This is a genomic window from Clostridium sp. UBA7339 (genome assembly GCF_002470865.1).
In the GTDB taxonomy this organism is placed as follows: Bacteria; Bacillota; Clostridia; order Clostridiales; family Clostridiaceae; genus Clostridium_J; species Clostridium_J sulfidigenes.
In genome coordinates this window covers 14,162-30,514 of the sequence record NZ_DKPI01000012.1, presented here as the reverse complement: position 1 = coordinate 30,514, position 16,353 = coordinate 14,162, and the positions used below count along the sequence as shown (strand labels likewise).

General features: G+C 28.8%; 15 protein-coding genes and 1 pseudogene. 10 read left to right on the top strand and 6 right to left on the bottom strand.

Annotated features, from left to right (window positions below; genetic code table 11):
- Positions 1 to 268: 268 nt before the first annotated feature.
- Positions 269 to 373 (bottom strand): annotated as a pseudogene (locus tag B2S02_RS18250) (CPC_1213 family protein); the annotation flags it as partial.
- A gap of 207 nt (positions 374 to 580) precedes the next feature.
- Here B2S02_RS18250 and B2S02_RS11935 point away from each other — a divergent pair.
- The 8 genes from B2S02_RS11935 to B2S02_RS11900 all read left to right on the top strand — a co-directional run bounded on the left by B2S02_RS11935 (position 581) and on the right by B2S02_RS11900 (position 7,511).
- Positions 581 to 949 carry a hypothetical protein gene (locus B2S02_RS11935; protein WP_346846330.1) on the top strand — a complete coding sequence of 123 codons (369 nt, stop codon included), beginning with the start codon at positions 581 to 583 and terminating at the stop codon, positions 947 to 949.
- Positions 950 to 1,103: 154 nt separating this feature from the next.
- Positions 1,104 to 1,643, top strand: a complete 540-nt coding sequence (locus tag B2S02_RS11930; RefSeq protein ID WP_346846329.1) for a rubrerythrin family protein — start codon at positions 1,104 to 1,106, stop codon at positions 1,641 to 1,643.
- Positions 1,644 to 1,966: 323 nt separating this feature from the next.
- Entirely contained in the window at positions 1,967 to 2,593 is a 627-nt protein-coding gene (locus tag B2S02_RS11925; protein ID WP_346877162.1) for a response regulator transcription factor, read from the top strand.
- A gap of 173 nt (positions 2,594 to 2,766) precedes the next feature.
- Positions 2,767 to 3,699 (top strand): ABC transporter ATP-binding protein, encoded by a 933-nt coding sequence (locus B2S02_RS11920; RefSeq protein WP_346877163.1) that lies wholly within the window; start codon positions 2,767 to 2,769, stop codon positions 3,697 to 3,699.
- Positions 3,700 to 3,708: 9 nt separating this feature from the next.
- Complete coding sequence (locus B2S02_RS11915; RefSeq protein ID WP_346879345.1) at positions 3,709 to 4,818, top strand: ABC transporter permease; 1,110 nt, start codon at positions 3,709 to 3,711, stop codon at positions 4,816 to 4,818.
- Entirely contained in the window at positions 4,818 to 5,942 is a 1,125-nt protein-coding gene (locus tag B2S02_RS11910; protein WP_346920749.1) for an ABC transporter permease, read from the top strand. The genes B2S02_RS11915 and B2S02_RS11910 overlap by 1 nt, the downstream gene beginning before the upstream one ends.
- Positions 5,943 to 6,111: 169 nt before the next feature.
- Entirely contained in the window at positions 6,112 to 6,765 is a 654-nt protein-coding gene (locus B2S02_RS11905; RefSeq protein ID WP_346846324.1) for an ABC transporter ATP-binding protein, read from the top strand.
- The gene (locus B2S02_RS11900) at positions 6,765 to 7,511 is read left to right on the top strand and encodes an ABC transporter permease (protein ID WP_346877166.1); all 747 of its coding nucleotides are present in this window, start codon (positions 6,765 to 6,767) and stop codon (positions 7,509 to 7,511) included. Before B2S02_RS11905 ends, B2S02_RS11900 begins: the two co-directional genes overlap by 1 nt.
- A 66-nt stretch (positions 7,512 to 7,577) precedes the next feature.
- On the opposite strand, the gene B2S02_RS11895 is transcribed toward B2S02_RS11900, so the two are convergent.
- The 4 genes from B2S02_RS11895 to B2S02_RS11880 form a co-directional block, all read right to left on the bottom strand.
- Complete coding sequence (locus B2S02_RS11895; RefSeq protein WP_346920748.1) at positions 7,578 to 8,690, bottom strand: sensor histidine kinase; 1,113 nt, start codon at positions 8,688 to 8,690, stop codon at positions 7,578 to 7,580.
- Positions 8,691 to 8,857: 167 nt separating this feature from the next.
- Entirely contained in the window at positions 8,858 to 9,301 is a 444-nt protein-coding gene (locus B2S02_RS11890) for a DUF805 domain-containing protein (RefSeq protein WP_346877167.1), read from the bottom strand.
- A 151-nt stretch (positions 9,302 to 9,452) separates the two neighbouring features.
- Positions 9,453 to 10,082 (bottom strand): lytic transglycosylase domain-containing protein, encoded by a 630-nt coding sequence (locus B2S02_RS11885; RefSeq protein ID WP_346846320.1) that lies wholly within the window; start codon positions 10,080 to 10,082, stop codon positions 9,453 to 9,455.
- Between the two features lie 266 nt (positions 10,083 to 10,348).
- Complete coding sequence (locus B2S02_RS11880; protein WP_346877168.1) at positions 10,349 to 12,409, bottom strand: methyl-accepting chemotaxis protein; 2,061 nt, start codon at positions 12,407 to 12,409, stop codon at positions 10,349 to 10,351.
- A gap of 225 nt (positions 12,410 to 12,634) precedes the next feature.
- On the opposite strand from B2S02_RS11880, the gene B2S02_RS11875 reads away from it, so the two are divergent.
- Together B2S02_RS11875 and B2S02_RS11870 are read left to right on the top strand one after the other, a co-directional pair.
- A complete protein-coding gene (locus B2S02_RS11875) occupies positions 12,635 to 13,306 on the top strand; it encodes a response regulator transcription factor (RefSeq protein WP_346877169.1) in 672 nt (223 codons plus the stop codon).
- A 1-nt stretch (position 13,307) separates the two neighbouring features.
- On the top strand, positions 13,308 to 14,516 hold the full coding sequence (locus B2S02_RS11870; protein ID WP_346920747.1) for a HAMP domain-containing sensor histidine kinase: 1,209 nt from the start codon (positions 13,308 to 13,310) through the stop codon (positions 14,514 to 14,516).
- Positions 14,517 to 14,612: 96 nt separating this feature from the next.
- Here the strand turns inward: B2S02_RS11870 and B2S02_RS11865 are convergent, their stop codons facing one another.
- The gene (locus B2S02_RS11865; RefSeq protein WP_346879350.1) at positions 14,613 to 16,346 is read right to left on the bottom strand and encodes a CotH kinase family protein; all 1,734 of its coding nucleotides are present in this window, start codon (positions 16,344 to 16,346) and stop codon (positions 14,613 to 14,615) included.
- Positions 16,347 to 16,353 lie beyond the last annotated feature (7 nt).

Here is a 16,353-nt window from a genome sequence, read left to right as displayed (position 1 = left end):
ATAACATATAAATTGGGAGTAATTTGTAAACTTTTATAATATAGCTTCCTCATGCAATAATTAATATGAATTTAAATTTTGGTAAACAGAGTTTTTAGCTTCAGATGGAGTATTAAAGCTAGTAGTAATGGATTTAATTAGAGCTATAACTTATAAAAGGTATATCCTAATGACTTTCATCACTATGATATACCTTTTAATTCTTACTTTAAATAATAAAATCCTTTGGATTATGCTCCTTTGCTTTAGGACCATTGTATTCAGCCTTAGGTCCATTAAATACAGCTTTAGCACTTTCTACTTGTGGATCATGATTTATATTTTTTTTCTTAAAATGTCCATCTTCTTTTTTATTATTTTGTGTTTTTTTCATATTTGTCACGGTATCACCCCTTTGTAATATTAGAGTAACCACAAATCTTTAGTTTATACTTTTTAAAGTTTCTTAAATTTAAATATAAGATATTTTCTAATATTTACCTGCACTTATAATCATATTATGATATAATTATAGTATTATACTCATATATTAAGAGTAAACTTAATATAATAAAAATGGTTTAAAGGAGGTTATTACATTATGGAATACAATTTATCAACTTTAGAAGCTTTTCAAGTTTTAGATTCTCATCCTACTTACAGAGCTATTAATTCTGAAGGTCATACTTTAGAACTTAGAGGTCCAGAAAAATTTATCATTCACAGACGTGTAAAACTTGCAAAAGATAAGCATGTAAGTCTTAATGATACATGGAGAATAATTAAGCCTATTGATTATGAACTAGCTAATGAACTTTTCAAAAGACTTAGAACTATAGAAATTAGATTTGAAGATGGTACTAAGAAATTCTATTCAAAGATGCCTGACAATGGTCATGTTATCCTTGAAAGTGATCTACCACATTATAAAAATTGCTTATTTTATTGTTTTAGTTACTATGAAGAGTAAAATTTCTATGTAAGGATTTATTATGGATATTGATGAGTGCATAAATAAAAAATAGACTATGAAACTTAATTTCATGTTTCATAGTCTATTTTTTGTAACCTTTAAAGTACCTACTAATATATTATATATAGATAGTACTTTTTGGGAGATTTATATGGAATTTTACGGAAGTCAAACTGAAAAAAATCTGAAAAAGACTTTTACTGGTGAGAGTAAGGCTAACACTAAATATACATTATATGCAGAAAAAGCTAGAAGTGAAGGTCTTCACTATGTAGCCCAAGTTTTTGATGAAACTGCATTTAATGAACTTGCCCATGCTAGAAGGGTATTTGGAGAATTTTTAGGTGAAGTAAACTCTACAGAAGAAAACTTAATGAATGCCTTTATGGGCGAAACTGCTGAAGCAACTGCAATTTATAAAGAATATGAAGAAGTCGCAAGAAGGGAAGGGTTCGAAGAAATCGCAGACTTCTATAAAGAACTTGCAGAAGTGGAAGCTGAGCATGATTTAAGATTCCGTGCTCTTTACAACCGATTACTTAGCTGTACCTTGTATAAAGGAGATTCTGATTCTCTATGGCAATGTACTAACTGTGGATATATACATGAAGGTGACACTGCACCTAAAGTATGTCCTCTTTGTAAATTCCCTCAAGGATGGTTTGAGCCATATTGTAACCCTCTAGAATAAACAGAGTTCTTAGCTTCTTCGAAGATTAGAAATCGTTATCCAGGGACGTAACAGCTCTTTACTCCCTCTTTTAAGAAGACTGGAGTATTAGAGCTGGTAGTCATCGGATAAATGCCTTAAAATAGCGTAGATACCCACCCCCAGGGTAATCTCGCTATTTTATTTTTATAATATAAAGGTTTTTAATGATTTTTATAGAAATATTTAATTTATATACTATGGAGCTAAATTTATACATATTAATTTTGATCTTCTATTATACATTAATTGAAGATATCATGTTTTTTATTAAAAGTTTATATTTTTTTATTATAGGAGTTATTATGAGTATTAAAATTTTAATTTGTGATGATGATGCACTGATAAGAGAAAGTTTAAAGATTATATTATCCATGGATGAGGAGTTAAATGTTGTACATGTTTGTGAAAATGGTTTGGAAGCTGTTAAATATTGCTGTAATAACTCTGTGGACGTGGCACTTTTAGATGTTCGTATGCCTAAATTAAATGGTGTAGAGGCAACTAAGGAGATTTGTAAAGTCACATCAACTAAAGTCATTATATTAACCACCTTTGATGAGGATGAATATATTTCTTCTTCATTAAGGAATGGAGCAAAGGGTTATTTGTTAAAAAGCAATTCTCCTAATACTATTATTAACACCATAAAAGTAGTTCATAATGGAAGTGACGTAGTGGAAAATGGAATTATAGATAAGCTTCTTTCTAAAACTTCTCCAGTATGTCCTAACCCTAATATGAATAATTTTTCTAAAAGAGAAGTGGAAATTATAGAATCTATTGCTGAAGGTTTAAGTAATAAGGAAATTTCTGAAAAGCTATATATCTCTGAAGGTACTGTGAAAAATTATATTACAAACATATTAACTAAAACTAATTTAAAGCATAGAACCCAAATTGCAGTTTGTTATTTAAAAGGAAAAATTTAGGTATGACTAAAGTCATATAAAGTTATGACCTTTTCCACTTATTAGTGGGAAAGGTTTTTTATATAATTTAATTATAGGATATTCTAATTATATTTAAATTTCAGCTAAGAAATATCAATATGATTTTTAGAAAATACTTAATAATTTTTTAGCTTAAAAAAGGGGTTGTTATAATGTTAATAAATATGGAAAACCTGACTAAAAACTTTGGTGATAATATTGCTGTAGATAACTTAACTCTTTCCATTGAAAAAGGTGAAATTCTAGGTCTTTTAGGTCCTAACGGTGCAGGTAAAACTACTACTATAAATATAATCACCTCCATACTAAAGCCTACTAAAGGTAATGTAGAAATCTTTGGAAAGTCTCTTTATAAGTATGGATCAGAAATTAAGGCTCGTATGGGTATTGTACCTCAATACATATCTTTATACGAAAACCTTACAGTAGAAGAAAATATAAGTTTTTTTGCAAAACTTTATGGGTTAAGGGGAGCTTCTTTGAGAGAGGGTTTAAACTATGCTCTAGATTTTATCTCTTTACAGGATCATAAAAAAACTAAGTGTAAAAATCTATCTGGTGGAATGCAGCGTCGATTAAATATTGGTTGCGCCATAGCTCATAAGCCAGAAATTATAATTATGGACGAACCAACCGTGGGAATAGATCCTCAATCTAGAAATCATATATTAAATATGGCAAAAGAGCTTAATAAAGAAGGTTGCACTATTATTTATACTTCTCACTACATGGAAGAAGTTCAACAGCTGTGTAATAAAATTGTTATTATGGATAATGGAAAGCTAATAGCAAAGGGAACTAAGGATGATTTAATCTCTTTAATTTCTGATAACTCCACTTTAGAAATTGAAGGCTATGATATTAATGAATCTGTTTTAGAAAAGCTTTTGGAAATAAAGGGAGTAAAAAGTTATTCCTTAAATGAAAATAAAGTACTGATAACCTCCAGTAAAGATGTATCAAATTTAAGTTCCATTATTAACTTTTTTACTTCTAATAATATAGAAATTAGAAATATGGGTTATAAAACCTTAGATTTAGAAGATGTATTCTTAACTTTAACTGGCAAAAAGCTTAGGGATTAGGAGGAAATTATGAAATTTTTAAATGTTGTTTATTATGATATATTAGACCTAGTTAGGGATAAGACCTCCATGTTATCCATGATAATTTTCCCTATATTATTTATGACTACCCTTGGAATAACTTTAAGTGGAGCCTTTTCTTCAAGCTATGAATTTAAACCTAAAACAGTGATATATGTGAACAATCTTTCTACCACTTCTGATTATAGTGAAGAAAAACTTATATTAAACAATTTCTTAGAACTGGGGAAAAATAATAATATAACCTTTAAAGAAATTTCATCTGTAGAAGAAGGTCAAAAAGAAGTTCAAACCGCTAATTCTATATTCCTAGAACTTAAGGATAAAAATATTATAGTTTATAAAAATTCTAAGAATAAATATTCCACAAATATAGTTATAAGTATGCTAACTTCCATATCTAAAAAAGTCACTCTAAAAAGTATCACCAATGGTAATATTGAAACCTTAGAAGAAGGCTTTACTACTGCTACTGAATTTCAGCCTAAAAAAGGGTTTACCTCCTATGATTATTATGGCATCGTGGAAATAACTATGATGGTCCTTTATGGTTCGGGCTATGGGTTTTATACCATTTATAATAATAGAAGAAACAAAATAGAAGCTAGGTGCTTTCAAGGGAACCTTTCTAAAAATTCCTATATAATAACTAAAGTTACTTCAACTTTTATTGTAACAGCGATATCACTAATTCCTGCAATGCTTTACTCCATATTTGTTTTAAAAGCTTATTGGGGTGAGGATTACTTCTCTGTTATAGCACTCCTTTTATCTTTAAATTTCTTTGGCACTACCCTTGGGATTTTACTTGGATATATTTTTAAGGAAGAAAAACATGGTTCCTTCTTTCTTAATACCTTAATTATACCTGTTATGACATTTTTAGGTGGAGGATATATATATTTAGAAGATGGTAATAAGCTGCTTGATATAGTACGCTATATTTCACCTTTAACCTTAATAAATAAATCTATTCTTTCCATAGCTTTTTATGAGGACTATTCTAAGTTTTATATAAGTATTCTTTACTCTGTAGCACTGGGAATTTTATTTTTAGCTTTTACTTTCTCTATATCAAATAAACAGGAGGCTTATTAATGAAGATTTTATTAGTTATGGCGGAAAAAAATCTAAGGCTTATATTTAAAGATAAGCTTTCTATAATACAACTTTTTATTCCTATAATAATAATAATGATTAGTATAAAATTATTTAGTTTCAGCAATGGAACTGTAAAAATCGGGATTATAGATGAAGATTGCTCTGATTCATCAAAGCTTTTAATAAGTAGTTTAAGTAATAATTCTTCAATTAGTACAGTACCTCTTGAAAGTTCTACTGTTGAATCAACTATGATGGAGACATCTATTCCTGTCACCATTGAAATCCCTAAAGACTTTGAAGAAAGTATTATAAATGGAACTCCTAAAAAGATTAATGTACTTTCTGAAAAAGACAGTTCTATGGGTGATGCTATTACCTCCATAGTAAATCTTCAAGTAGAAGATTTATATAACTTGGGCATTAATTCTAATAAAATCAATGATGAATATGAAAAACTTTTATTAAAATATAGTGATGATCCAGTTAAAATAACCTCTAAAACCTTATCAGATTTAGAGAATGATTTTGATTTAACTCAAACTGCAATTGCCTTTGTAATTTTCTTTCTCATGATGAGGGCATCTTCTATATCTTATATAGTATTATCAGAAAGATGGAATAAAACTTACTATAGAATATTTACTACGCCAGTTACCTCCTTTCAATATATTGGAGGAAATATCTTAGCAAACTTTTCACTTTTAGCTTTTCAACTTCTAATTACCCTTATAACTCTAAATTATTTTGTAGATATATATACCGGAGTGAGCTTTATTCCTCTGTTTCTTCTATTATTAGGAATAGCCCTAGTTACCGTGGCCTTTGGTACTTTTTCCATAGCTTTATTTTTTAATTCTAAGGGATACGGTATGTTTTCTAACATTGTAATTACTATCACTACCATGGTATCAGGTGCTTTTACTTCCATTAATTTTTTACCTGAAAGTGTTAGATTTATAGCTCCCTTCACTCCTCAGTACTGGGTAATGAATGGGATAACTAAACTTCAGATGGGTATGGGAACAGATTCTATTATTATTAATTTGGGAATATTATTACTCTTCTCCATTGCGCTATTTTTAGCTTCAGCCTATAAGCTTAAGTTCAAACTTCAATAAAAGTTTTATATTTAATGTAAGTATTATAAATACTGTATTAAAGACCATTATAATAAACCCTCACTAAGAAATTTAATTTATTAGTGAGGGTTTATATATGTATTCTTATCTTTAAATGATATAATTAAGCAATAATATTTTTTAATTTTACTTTGAAAGAAGGGATATAATGAGTATATTATCTTTAAAAAATGTTTCTTTTCAAGATGCTAATACAAAAGTTCTAAAGGACATTAATTTAGAAATCAATGAAGGGGATTTTATAACTATCACAGGTCCTTCTGGTGGTGGCAAATCAACCTTACTGAGAATTTTAGGGGACTTAATTTCTCCAACTTCTGGTCATGTATACCTGAGAGATAAGGATTATTCTGAAATCCCCCCTCTTAAACTGCGCAGTGAAATAAATTATTTTTTCCAACAACCTTATTTGTTTGGTAATACTGTCTATGATAATCTTTCTTTTCCCTATGAAATTAGAAAGAAAAATATAGATGATAGGAAAATATATATGCTTTTAGAAAAGTTTAATATAGACAAGGAATACTTAATTAAAGATATAAACAAGTTATCTGGTGGCGAGAAACAAAGAATTTCCCTTATTCGCTCTCTTCTCCATGCAGGTCCTGTTCTCCTACTAGATGAGATTACTTCAGCACTAGACAAAGAAAATAAACTTTTAGTTGAGCATATTATGAAGGATATGAATAATAAAGGTCATACAATCTTATGGATTACCCATGATTTATCTCAAATAAAGGACTTAAGCAATAAAAAGATTATTATAGAAGATGGAACAATAATTTCTAAGGAGGGATTTTAATGAGTACTCTATCACTTATAGTTTCTTCAGTATTAATTTGTATTCCTATTTTCATCTCCTATAAAGAAGATTTAGGACTAGGTAAAGATATACTTATTAGTATGGTTAGAGCCATAATACAATTAGTTATAGTAGGCTATATACTTCAATTTGTATTTAGCTTAGAAAATCCTATATTCACTATTTTATTAGTTACACTAATGATTATCAACGCAGCACTTAACACCAAAAAGCGTAGTGAGAACATAAAAAATCCTGTTAGAACATCCTTTATTGCTCTATTTTCAGGTGCTTTTATAACCCTTTCTATATTAGTACTTTCTGGTGCTATTAACTTTATTCCTAATGAAATAGTACCTGTAGCCGGTATGGTTGTGAGTAATTCTATGGTTGCTATAAATCTCAGTTACAAAAACCTTAATACTACCTTTAGTAGCAAGAGAAATGAAGTTGAAGTTAAACTTGCTCTTGGAGCCACATCTAAGGTTGCATCTAAAGAGATTCTTAAAGATAGTATAAAACTCTCAATAATGCCTTCCATTGACTCTGCTAAAACCCTTGGCATTGTATCTCTTCCTGGGATGATGACTGGATTGATTTTAGCTGGATCATCTCCACTTATGGCAATTAAATTTCAAATAATGGTTACCTTTATGATATTATCTTCAACCTCCATTGCTACTCTAATAGCAACCTATATCTCCTACAAAAGCTTCTTCAATGAAAGATCTCAATTAAAAATATAATATTAATATAAGGATTGTCCAAATAAATTAAATAGTTATTTAGGCAATCCCTTATTAATTGCTCTGTTATGATAAAGGAAGAATCATTATTATAGTAAATCCATCTTCTCCATTAAAACTAATATTTCCTCCAATGTCTATTACTCTCTCCTCCATTGCCTTAAGTCCAATGCTCTTTTTTATATTCACTGCTCCATCACCATTATCTTTTATAGATACTCTTACAATCTTATTTAGAACTTCAATATTAAAATAAACACTGTTACCCCTAGAGTGTTTCTTTATGTTTGTGATTCCCTCCATTAGGTTATTAATTATACACTTCCAATGACTATAGGTAAGCTTGTCTATGTTTCCAGAGTAATTAAAGGTATATCCATAACTATTATGACTAAAAGCATCATCCATTATAGATTTCACTCTATTTATACCTAATTGTTCCTCGGAAGGCTTAATTATTTTTAAAGTTTTTCTAATATCATCCATACCTTCCCTTAGAACTTGAATAGTTGTATTTATCATATTTTTAGCTTCATTTTTATCTTTATCTATTACTACCTTTGTGGCTTCTAGATGCATTAAACTAGAAGCTATAGTATGTCCAATTTTATCATGCATTTCCTTTGATAGCTTATTTCTTTCTTCCAACTTTGTGGTATATATTATCTGTTTTGAATAATTTTTTTCTTTTTCTACCTCTTTAGTATACTTGTCTATTTTTTCTCTTAACATTAAGTTTTCTTTCCATATTTTATCTATTTTACTTACTTTGTTAATTAATATCTTTGCTGCTATATAGTAAAATATTGCAAACAATAAATAATTCATAACTATGTCTTTTGGTATCATGGTTATAAATAAGATACTCCCTATAAAAGAATATATAAGCTTTATATTCATTAGTATACCTATATCAAAAAAAGTAAATGGTATTAATACGAAAAATATACTGTTGTATTTTATGCCTAGTCCATAAGAAATACAGAAAGACATGGCTGATAAACATAGCTTTATCTTAATATTCTCTAAGTAATATAAAGCTATGTTTATTATTATAAAACACAGTAATCCTATAATTATAGAGCTTTGGAAGCCGCCACAATTTATATATACATAGATACTAAATATGAGCCCAAGTAATTTTATATTGAGAAAATAATCATCCCTGTTATTAAGCATGCAATTTCCACCTTTGCTAAATATTATATCTTTATATTATCACAATAATAAGATCTTTCACAAAATATATCACTAATCTGGAATAGAATATTGAGCATGTACTTATATAATTTAAATACATGCTCAACATTTATTTTTATTAATTTATTTTGTGAAAACCCTTTTTATTATTGACCTAAGTTAGATTCTCTGACTTCCATTTCTTCTCCCTCACATAGCGTTATTGTTGCATTTTCCTCAAGGGTATTTACCATACTTTCCTCCTTTTGTTTTCCACATTTTTCTTTTCCTCTAAAAAACATTAGAAATATTATCACTGGGATTTGAACAAATATAAGAGCTGCAAGTATTCCAAATACACCTGATAAATTTATATCCTTAAATCTTTTATAACTTAAAATGAATAACATTATATTTATAAAAACTATCAGGGTAATCTGAAAAGACATGGAAGCCGCTATTAGCAACCCATTATCAGTTTTTTCAAGTTTAAAAGTAATAAATATTCCAATAATCTCTAAAATTATAAATCCTATTAAGAAAGCTAGTACATAGATACTATATTTTTTTCTTCCTATTCCTTTGTTAAGTAAAAATAAGTCATCACTCATTTCATCACCTCATTAACAGTATTTTACATCAACCTACTATAATTCTATACACATTTTCAAATATTATAACTAAAATCAATAAACCTCTGGAAATTATTTTAATAATCTCCAGAGGTTTATTTTAATACTACAGCATAGTTCTTTATAAAAGTTACTTTTCACTTTTATACAAGTCTACATATTCTTTATAAACTACAGCTACTTTTTCTATATAGTTTACGGTTTCTTTAAATGGTATTGTATGAACTACTTCTCCATCCTTGGAATATCTAGGATCCTGAAGCCATTTACATACATTCCCTATGCCACCATTATAAGCTGCTAGCATTTCATTTGTATATTTAAGTTGATTTTTTAAGTAATTTAGATACCAACACCCCATTTCTATATTCACATCTTCATTCTTCAGCATTTCTATAGAGAAGTTTTCTATATTTAGTTGCCTGGCTATCCATTCTCCTGTACTTGGCATTATCTGCATTAATCCTACAGCTCCCATAGATGAAACAATATCCTTATCAAACCCGCTTTCTGTTTTGATTATAGCTGCAACTAAATAAGGATCTAGTCCATAGATTTCACTATATGCTTCAATCTCTTCACTATATGGTACTTGTATATGATTCTCTACTATATCTTTTTCATTACTATCTACTTCCTTAGTTTTTTCATTTTCATGCAAATTCATAAAATATAAATTAATACATATTCCTGCTATAAATAAAATAGCCGTTATACTAATAAACTTAAGATTTAACTGCTTTTCTTCTAATATTTCCATTATACCTCCACTAACAATGTATAACTTTATTATTTAAATCAGAATTCATGTATTAATTAGTATTTCACCTTTCTCATAAAATAAACAAAAAAGACTTTAAAATAAAAATTAATTTATTTTAAAGTCTTAATTTATCCGATGACTACCAGCTCTAATACCCCCCCATTTTCTTCAAAATGGGAGTAAAGAGCTGCTACGTCCCTGGATAACGATTTCTAACCTTCAAAGAAGCTAAGAACTCTGTTTATCCGATGACTACCCTTATACTAGAGTTTAAATTGTTCCATAAACTCTTTCATATTTTCTGTAAGTCCAAGTAACTTTTCTGCTGCATTTGCAACTTCATCACTAGAAGCTGTAAGTTCTTCTGTAGATGCAGCTATTAGTTGTGTATTTCCTGAAACCTCAGAAGATATTTGCGTTGAATTTTCTATATTTTCAGTAATAGAATTTTTATCTTCTATAATTTCTTTAGAGCTAACTGCTACAAGTTCTATTTTAGGTACCATATCTAAAACTAATGCTGCAATATTTTTAAATGAATCTATAGCATTATCTACGCTAATTAGTCCGTTATTTAATTCACCATTTATATTGTTGCTTTTAATTTCTATAGTTTCACTCTCTTTAATAGCATTATTTATTACATTATAAATATTTTGGGTAGATTCCTTGCTTTGCTCTGCTAACTTTCTAATTTCATCAGCTACTACTGAGAAACCTCTTCCAGCTTCTCCAGCTCTTGCAGCCTCTATAGCCGCATTTAGTGCTAGAAGATTTGTCTGTTCAGATATACTATTAATAATTTCTGTTATTTCTGTTACAGTTTCCATACTAGATTTCATACTATATATAGAACTATTAAACTCTTTAAAGGATTTACTTAACTCATTCATGGCCATGGCTAACTTTTCCATATCCTCATTACTCTTATCCGCTTTGCTATTAATATTTTCCGCCATATCACTAATATTATATATGTTACTAATATTAGTAGAAAGTTTATTATCGAATTCTTCTAGTTCTTTAGTTACATCTTCCAATTCTTCTGCCTGCCTTTGTGAGCTTGTAGCAGTTTCTTCTATACTTTCACTTATGCTTTGAGCTCCTGATACAAATTCTTCTGCCAAAGCAGCTAGAGATGAAGCCTCGCTTTCAATAACCATGGAACTATCTTTAACATTTAGAATCATTCCACCTATAATTTCCTTGCTTTTTTCTACAGCCGTATATATATCTTTAATTTCATCATTGTTCATTTTGCCTATATTGGATTTAGTGAAATTACCCTTTGCCATATCTTCTACAATAGTACCTATTCTGCCTAATCTTTTAGTCATAGATTTAGCTACTAGGTATCCAAATATTAGACCTAACACTATAAAAATAATACATACAATTACTACTTTTATTTGAAGTTCTGGTATTTCTGCTAATAGCTCACTTCCACTTACTTCTACACCTACAGACCACCCTGTTGATTCTATAAATGCGAATCCAATATATTTTTCATCTGCACCTTGTCTATACTCACTGGCTCCTCTTTCTCCCGATGTCATCTTTCCTATAATCTGTTTCATATTTTCAGAACCATTTTTATCTTTAACTGTATCTAATAGTTTAGTTCCTATAAGCAAGGAATCATTATGAGTTATTATATTTCCTTCCCTATTTATTAAATAAGCATTTCCACTTTTACCTATGGATACCTTTGATATTATTGATGATAATTTATTAGCATCTAGATAAGCTATTAAAACACCTTTTATATTCCCATTTTCTTTTATTGGGGTACTTATAGCTATTTCTAACATACTATCAGTTGTACCTAAGTATGGTTCACTAACAAATGTAAGCCCACTTAATCCATTTGAAAAATAGTCCTTATCACTAATATTAGTACTTTCTCCTGAAGTATCTACACAATTCCCTTCAGCATCTACTATAGCAATTTCTTTTAACTCTATTTTTTCAGCTATATTCTTTAATTTTGTTAACTTTTCTTTCATATCTACTGTATCATCTATTAAAAAATCATTTATTGCTATTTGATTTACTATAACTCCATAACTATCTGTCAATTGATTTATTTCTCCTGCCATAGATGTAGCTACATTTTCTAGGAGACTTTTAGATTTGTCAGTAATAATTTTTTTATTCATATAAAGAGAAAAAGCAGATAGAAATGCTGCAACTAATACTATGATTACTGTAAAACTTAACATAAGTTGCATTCCTATTCCTCTAATCCTTTTCTGTTTTCCTTTTTTAGTATTTTTAATTTTCTTACTTTTCAGTTCATTCTTTGCCCTTTTCCTGACCTTCATATCTTCCCCACCTTACTATATACAAAAAAAATTTACAGCTATATATACACTCTGTACATAGATATAATCGAAACAAAAAATAATATCCTTTACTACACGATATGGTACTTTTACTATTTTCTAAAAATAAATAATAATTTTAATATGAATTTAAGATTTGTATGATAAAATTAAATAAAAAAACGTAATATTATCTAAAAATTTGTAATTAAAGGGTGATGAATTATGAAATTATTATTAGTTGAAGATGAAATACACCTTGCTGAAGCTCTAAAAGAAATTCTCAGTAAAAATAAATATATAGTAGATAGCATTTATAATGGTGAAGCAGGTCTTGATTATGGTCTTACAGGAATATATGATTTGATTATATTAGACATAATGCTCCCCAAAGTTAATGGATTAGAGATTCTAAAGGAGCTAAGAGCTAATAATGTATCTACTCCTATTCTTCTTCTCACTGCTAAAGGTGAAATTCAAGATAAAGTTAAGGGATTAGACTATGGAGCAGATGATTACTTAGTAAAACCTTTCTCTCATGAAGAACTTCTTGCTAGATTAAGAGCTCTTAGTAGAAGAAAAGCTGAGTTTATAAATGATAATGCTCTTCATTTTAGTGACTTTTCCTTAAATCTATCTACTTATGAACTTGAAGGAAATAGTAACTCTGTCCGACTTACCTCAAAGGAATTCGAAATTCTAAAATACTTTATGGAAAGACCTATTTTAATAGTTACTAAAGATGATTTAATTACAAAGGTTTGGGGCTATGACTCTGATGCTGAATATAATAATATCGAGGTCTATATATCTTTTTTAAGAAAAAAATTATCCTATGTGGGCTCTAAATCCAAAATATCTACCCTTCGTTGTATTGGTTATAAATTGGAGGAGTAGTATGTTTAAAAAATTAAAATATAAATTTATTATTATAAATATGTCTCTTTTAACCTTTGTATTTTTTTGTATATTTGGAGTCATATACTTTATAACTTGGAATAGTGGAGAAAGACAGATTAACTTTTCTCTTAATGCACTAATCCATGAACCTAACAATGGTGGACCCAGTAAAGGTGGTCCTCTTAACAATGGTATACTAATAAATCTTGACCATAATTTAAACGTGATAAATATTATTACTCCATATAATGTTGATAAAGATATTCTTGTTGAATTAGCAGTTAATATTCTATCCAAAGAATCTTCATCAGGAGTTATAAAAATTGAAAATACTGATTTTGCATACTTTAAAAGCTTAGATGGTAAGATTAATAGAATTGCTTTAATAAATAAGTCACCTCAGCAAAATCTATTAAAAAACCTTTTAAAGACTTTTTTCATAACTGGCTTTATCAGTTTGATTATATTGTTTACTATAAGCTATTATCTAGCTTATAAAACCATAGTGCCAATTAAAGAGGTATTCGAAAAACAAAAACAATTTATTGCAGATGCCTCCCATGAGCTTAGAACACCTATTGCTATTATTAAAACTAATTTAGCTTTAGTTTCATCTAATAAAGATAAAACTATTGAAAGTCAAGGCAAATGGATGAATTATATAGATCTACAAACTGATAGAATGTCTCATCTTATAGATGATATGCTTTCCTTAGCAAAGCTTGATGAAGATAAAAAAGTACTTAACCTACAACCTATAAATATAAATAAAATACTAGAAAATTTACTTATGTCCTTTGAAGCAGTTTTCTTTGAAAATAAAATAGAATTACAAAACAATTTAAAGGATAATTTTTTTATAAATGGTGACTTAGAAGAAATTAAAAAGCTTTTTAATATTCTAATGGATAATGCTATTAAACACACTTTTCCAAATGGAACTATTACCATCACTTCAAGTAAATTAAAATCTAAGATGGAAATCATTATTACTAATACTGGAGAAGGAATTCCTGATAAAGACCTAGAAAAAATTTTCGAAAGGTTTTATCGTTCTGATGAGTCTAGACAACGGAAAACTGGTGGTTATGGTTTAGGCTTAGCTATTGCAAATTCTATAGTAATAAGCCATAAAGGAAAGATTTATGCCAGAAGTAATGCAGGAAAAGATACTTCCTTTATTGTTGAACTTCCTATTTTAGAATAAGAGAATTTATAATTAAACACAGAAAAGTACTATAATCTAAATTATATAAGTTTAAAAGCTATCTTAGATATATACTCTTAGATAGCTTTTAGTATTTTATACATGATATTTTTTTCTTTTAAACCTTAGCACTACTATTATTGCTGAAATAATTCCTAGGAGACATATGCCATATATTATCAAATTAGATTTAATATTTGTATCATTTGACGTATTTATCCTCATATTATTTAGAGAATTTTCTCTATTAATATCACCTGGATTATTTCCTGGCTTAAAGGTACCCTGAGGAGCTCCTTTTTCAGGATTATTCTGCATATTGTTGGATTTTTCTCCAATCCCCATTCCCTTTTCAGGATTATTATTCTCTTTTATATCTTGAGGAATATCCTTTCCCTCTCTATTACCTCCACCACCTTGACTACCAAGGGCAGATAAATTTAAATTAGTAGCCATATTTCCAGTAGAAGTAGAGGACTGGGATCCAGAAAGTTGAGCAGATATACTCTTAGCTCTGTCTACTCCATAGGTAATTAACTCAGGAATAGAAGCTACATATTCTTCGTAAGTATAAAAGGCTGTAGCATCATTTTTCACATAATCACCAATTAAATTATCTATATTATTAATTGTTTCAGTAAATACTCCACTATTTACATAATCCTGAACTATTTCATTAAGGTACTCGTGATATTTTTCTTTATACTCTTCTACTTCCAGAAGCTTTCCTATAAGTGGACTACTTTCTAAACTATCGGCTACAGGATTATCAATGGAAAAGTTTATAACATTACTTGCACTTTCTCCTTGAAATGCTCCAAAGGCTAAATTATAATCCCAAGGAAGTATTGAACATATTCCATCTTGTTCATATAGATAATAATTATGTTTCATGTTTGATGCATAACTGTCTAAATTTACAACAAAAGTATTTACTGCAAAATATCTTAATACTTCATCTACATCTAAATATTTTTCTATGTCATCAATATCTTCATTAAGGCTTTTTATCATGGCTATTATTTTATCGTAGTCATCTTCATTTGTATAATCAAAAATCGCATTTTCAAATATAGTAGAATAATTAGAATGCTCATCTCCAGAATATACTAAGTCTGCTCCACCAGTATTTCTTCCCATAGGCCCATTGATTTCTTTGCCTTTTTCCATAGGCATATTGTTTTTTGCCATATTAGTAGTTTCAGGTTTATATAAATTTCCACCTGTTGTTCCATAGTATCTTTCAATATAGCTTTCTTCCATAACCTCAAGGGCTAAGTATAAACCCCAAGGCTCTCCATTTAAGGTGATGCTAGCATACTGAAACGCTGGAGTAGAAACTCCCATTTTGTTTAATAGATCATAGGAAAGATATTCTTTCATATAAGTTGTATCCTGCATCATATTATTTAATGCTAATTTCTCAAGGCCTTTAAGAGTTTGTCCATCGATATATTCATCAAATTTAACTTTAAAACTATATCTATCCGTAGTATCATCATTAGCAATTTGTGATAATGTTGTATTTCCCTTAGCTCTAAGCCCAACATTATAGTAAGTTTCTCCGTTAATAGTTATATTGGCACTATAATATTCTTCTTCCATAGCATTATCTGCTAGTTCATTCCAAAGTTTCTCATCTATATCTATATCAATTTCCATAATATCATCTTTGTTAAAAAGATTTGTTATATACTCTGGTCGGGTTGTTTTCTCTGTAGCATTTGCTTCAACCGTAGACATATCAATAGTTGCCATTACTCCAGCCAATGCCAGACTTAATGCCATAATTATTGCTATAAAAATATTTATATACTTATTTGAAATCACTTCATAC

Coding starts and splice junctions, on each gene's coding strand:
- B2S02_RS11935 (WP_346846330.1), top strand. CDS start 581: ATGGAATACAATTTATCAACTTTAGAAGCTTTTCAAGTTTTAGATTCT.
- B2S02_RS11930 (WP_346846329.1), top strand. CDS start 1,104: ATGGAATTTTACGGAAGTCAAACTGAAAAAAATCTGAAAAAGACTTTT.
- B2S02_RS11925 (WP_346877162.1), top strand. CDS start 1,967: ATGAGTATTAAAATTTTAATTTGTGATGATGATGCACTGATAAGAGAA.
- B2S02_RS11920 (WP_346877163.1), top strand. CDS start 2,767: ATGTTAATAAATATGGAAAACCTGACTAAAAACTTTGGTGATAATATT.
- B2S02_RS11915 (WP_346879345.1), top strand. CDS start 3,709: ATGAAATTTTTAAATGTTGTTTATTATGATATATTAGACCTAGTTAGG.
- B2S02_RS11910 (WP_346920749.1), top strand. CDS start 4,818: ATGAAGATTTTATTAGTTATGGCGGAAAAAAATCTAAGGCTTATATTT.
- B2S02_RS11905 (WP_346846324.1), top strand. CDS start 6,112: ATGAGTATATTATCTTTAAAAAATGTTTCTTTTCAAGATGCTAATACA.
- B2S02_RS11900 (WP_346877166.1), top strand. CDS start 6,765: ATGAGTACTCTATCACTTATAGTTTCTTCAGTATTAATTTGTATTCCT.
- B2S02_RS11895 (WP_346920748.1), bottom strand. CDS start 8,690: ATGCTTAATAACAGGGATGATTATTTTCTCAATATAAAATTACTTGGG.
- B2S02_RS11890 (WP_346877167.1), bottom strand. CDS start 9,301: ATGAGTGATGACTTATTTTTACTTAACAAAGGAATAGGAAGAAAAAAA.
- B2S02_RS11885 (WP_346846320.1), bottom strand. CDS start 10,082: ATGGAAATATTAGAAGAAAAGCAGTTAAATCTTAAGTTTATTAGTATA.
- B2S02_RS11880 (WP_346877168.1), bottom strand. CDS start 12,409: ATGAAGGTCAGGAAAAGGGCAAAGAATGAACTGAAAAGTAAGAAAATT.
- B2S02_RS11875 (WP_346877169.1), top strand. CDS start 12,635: ATGAAATTATTATTAGTTGAAGATGAAATACACCTTGCTGAAGCTCTA.
- B2S02_RS11870 (WP_346920747.1), top strand. CDS start 13,308: ATGTTTAAAAAATTAAAATATAAATTTATTATTATAAATATGTCTCTT.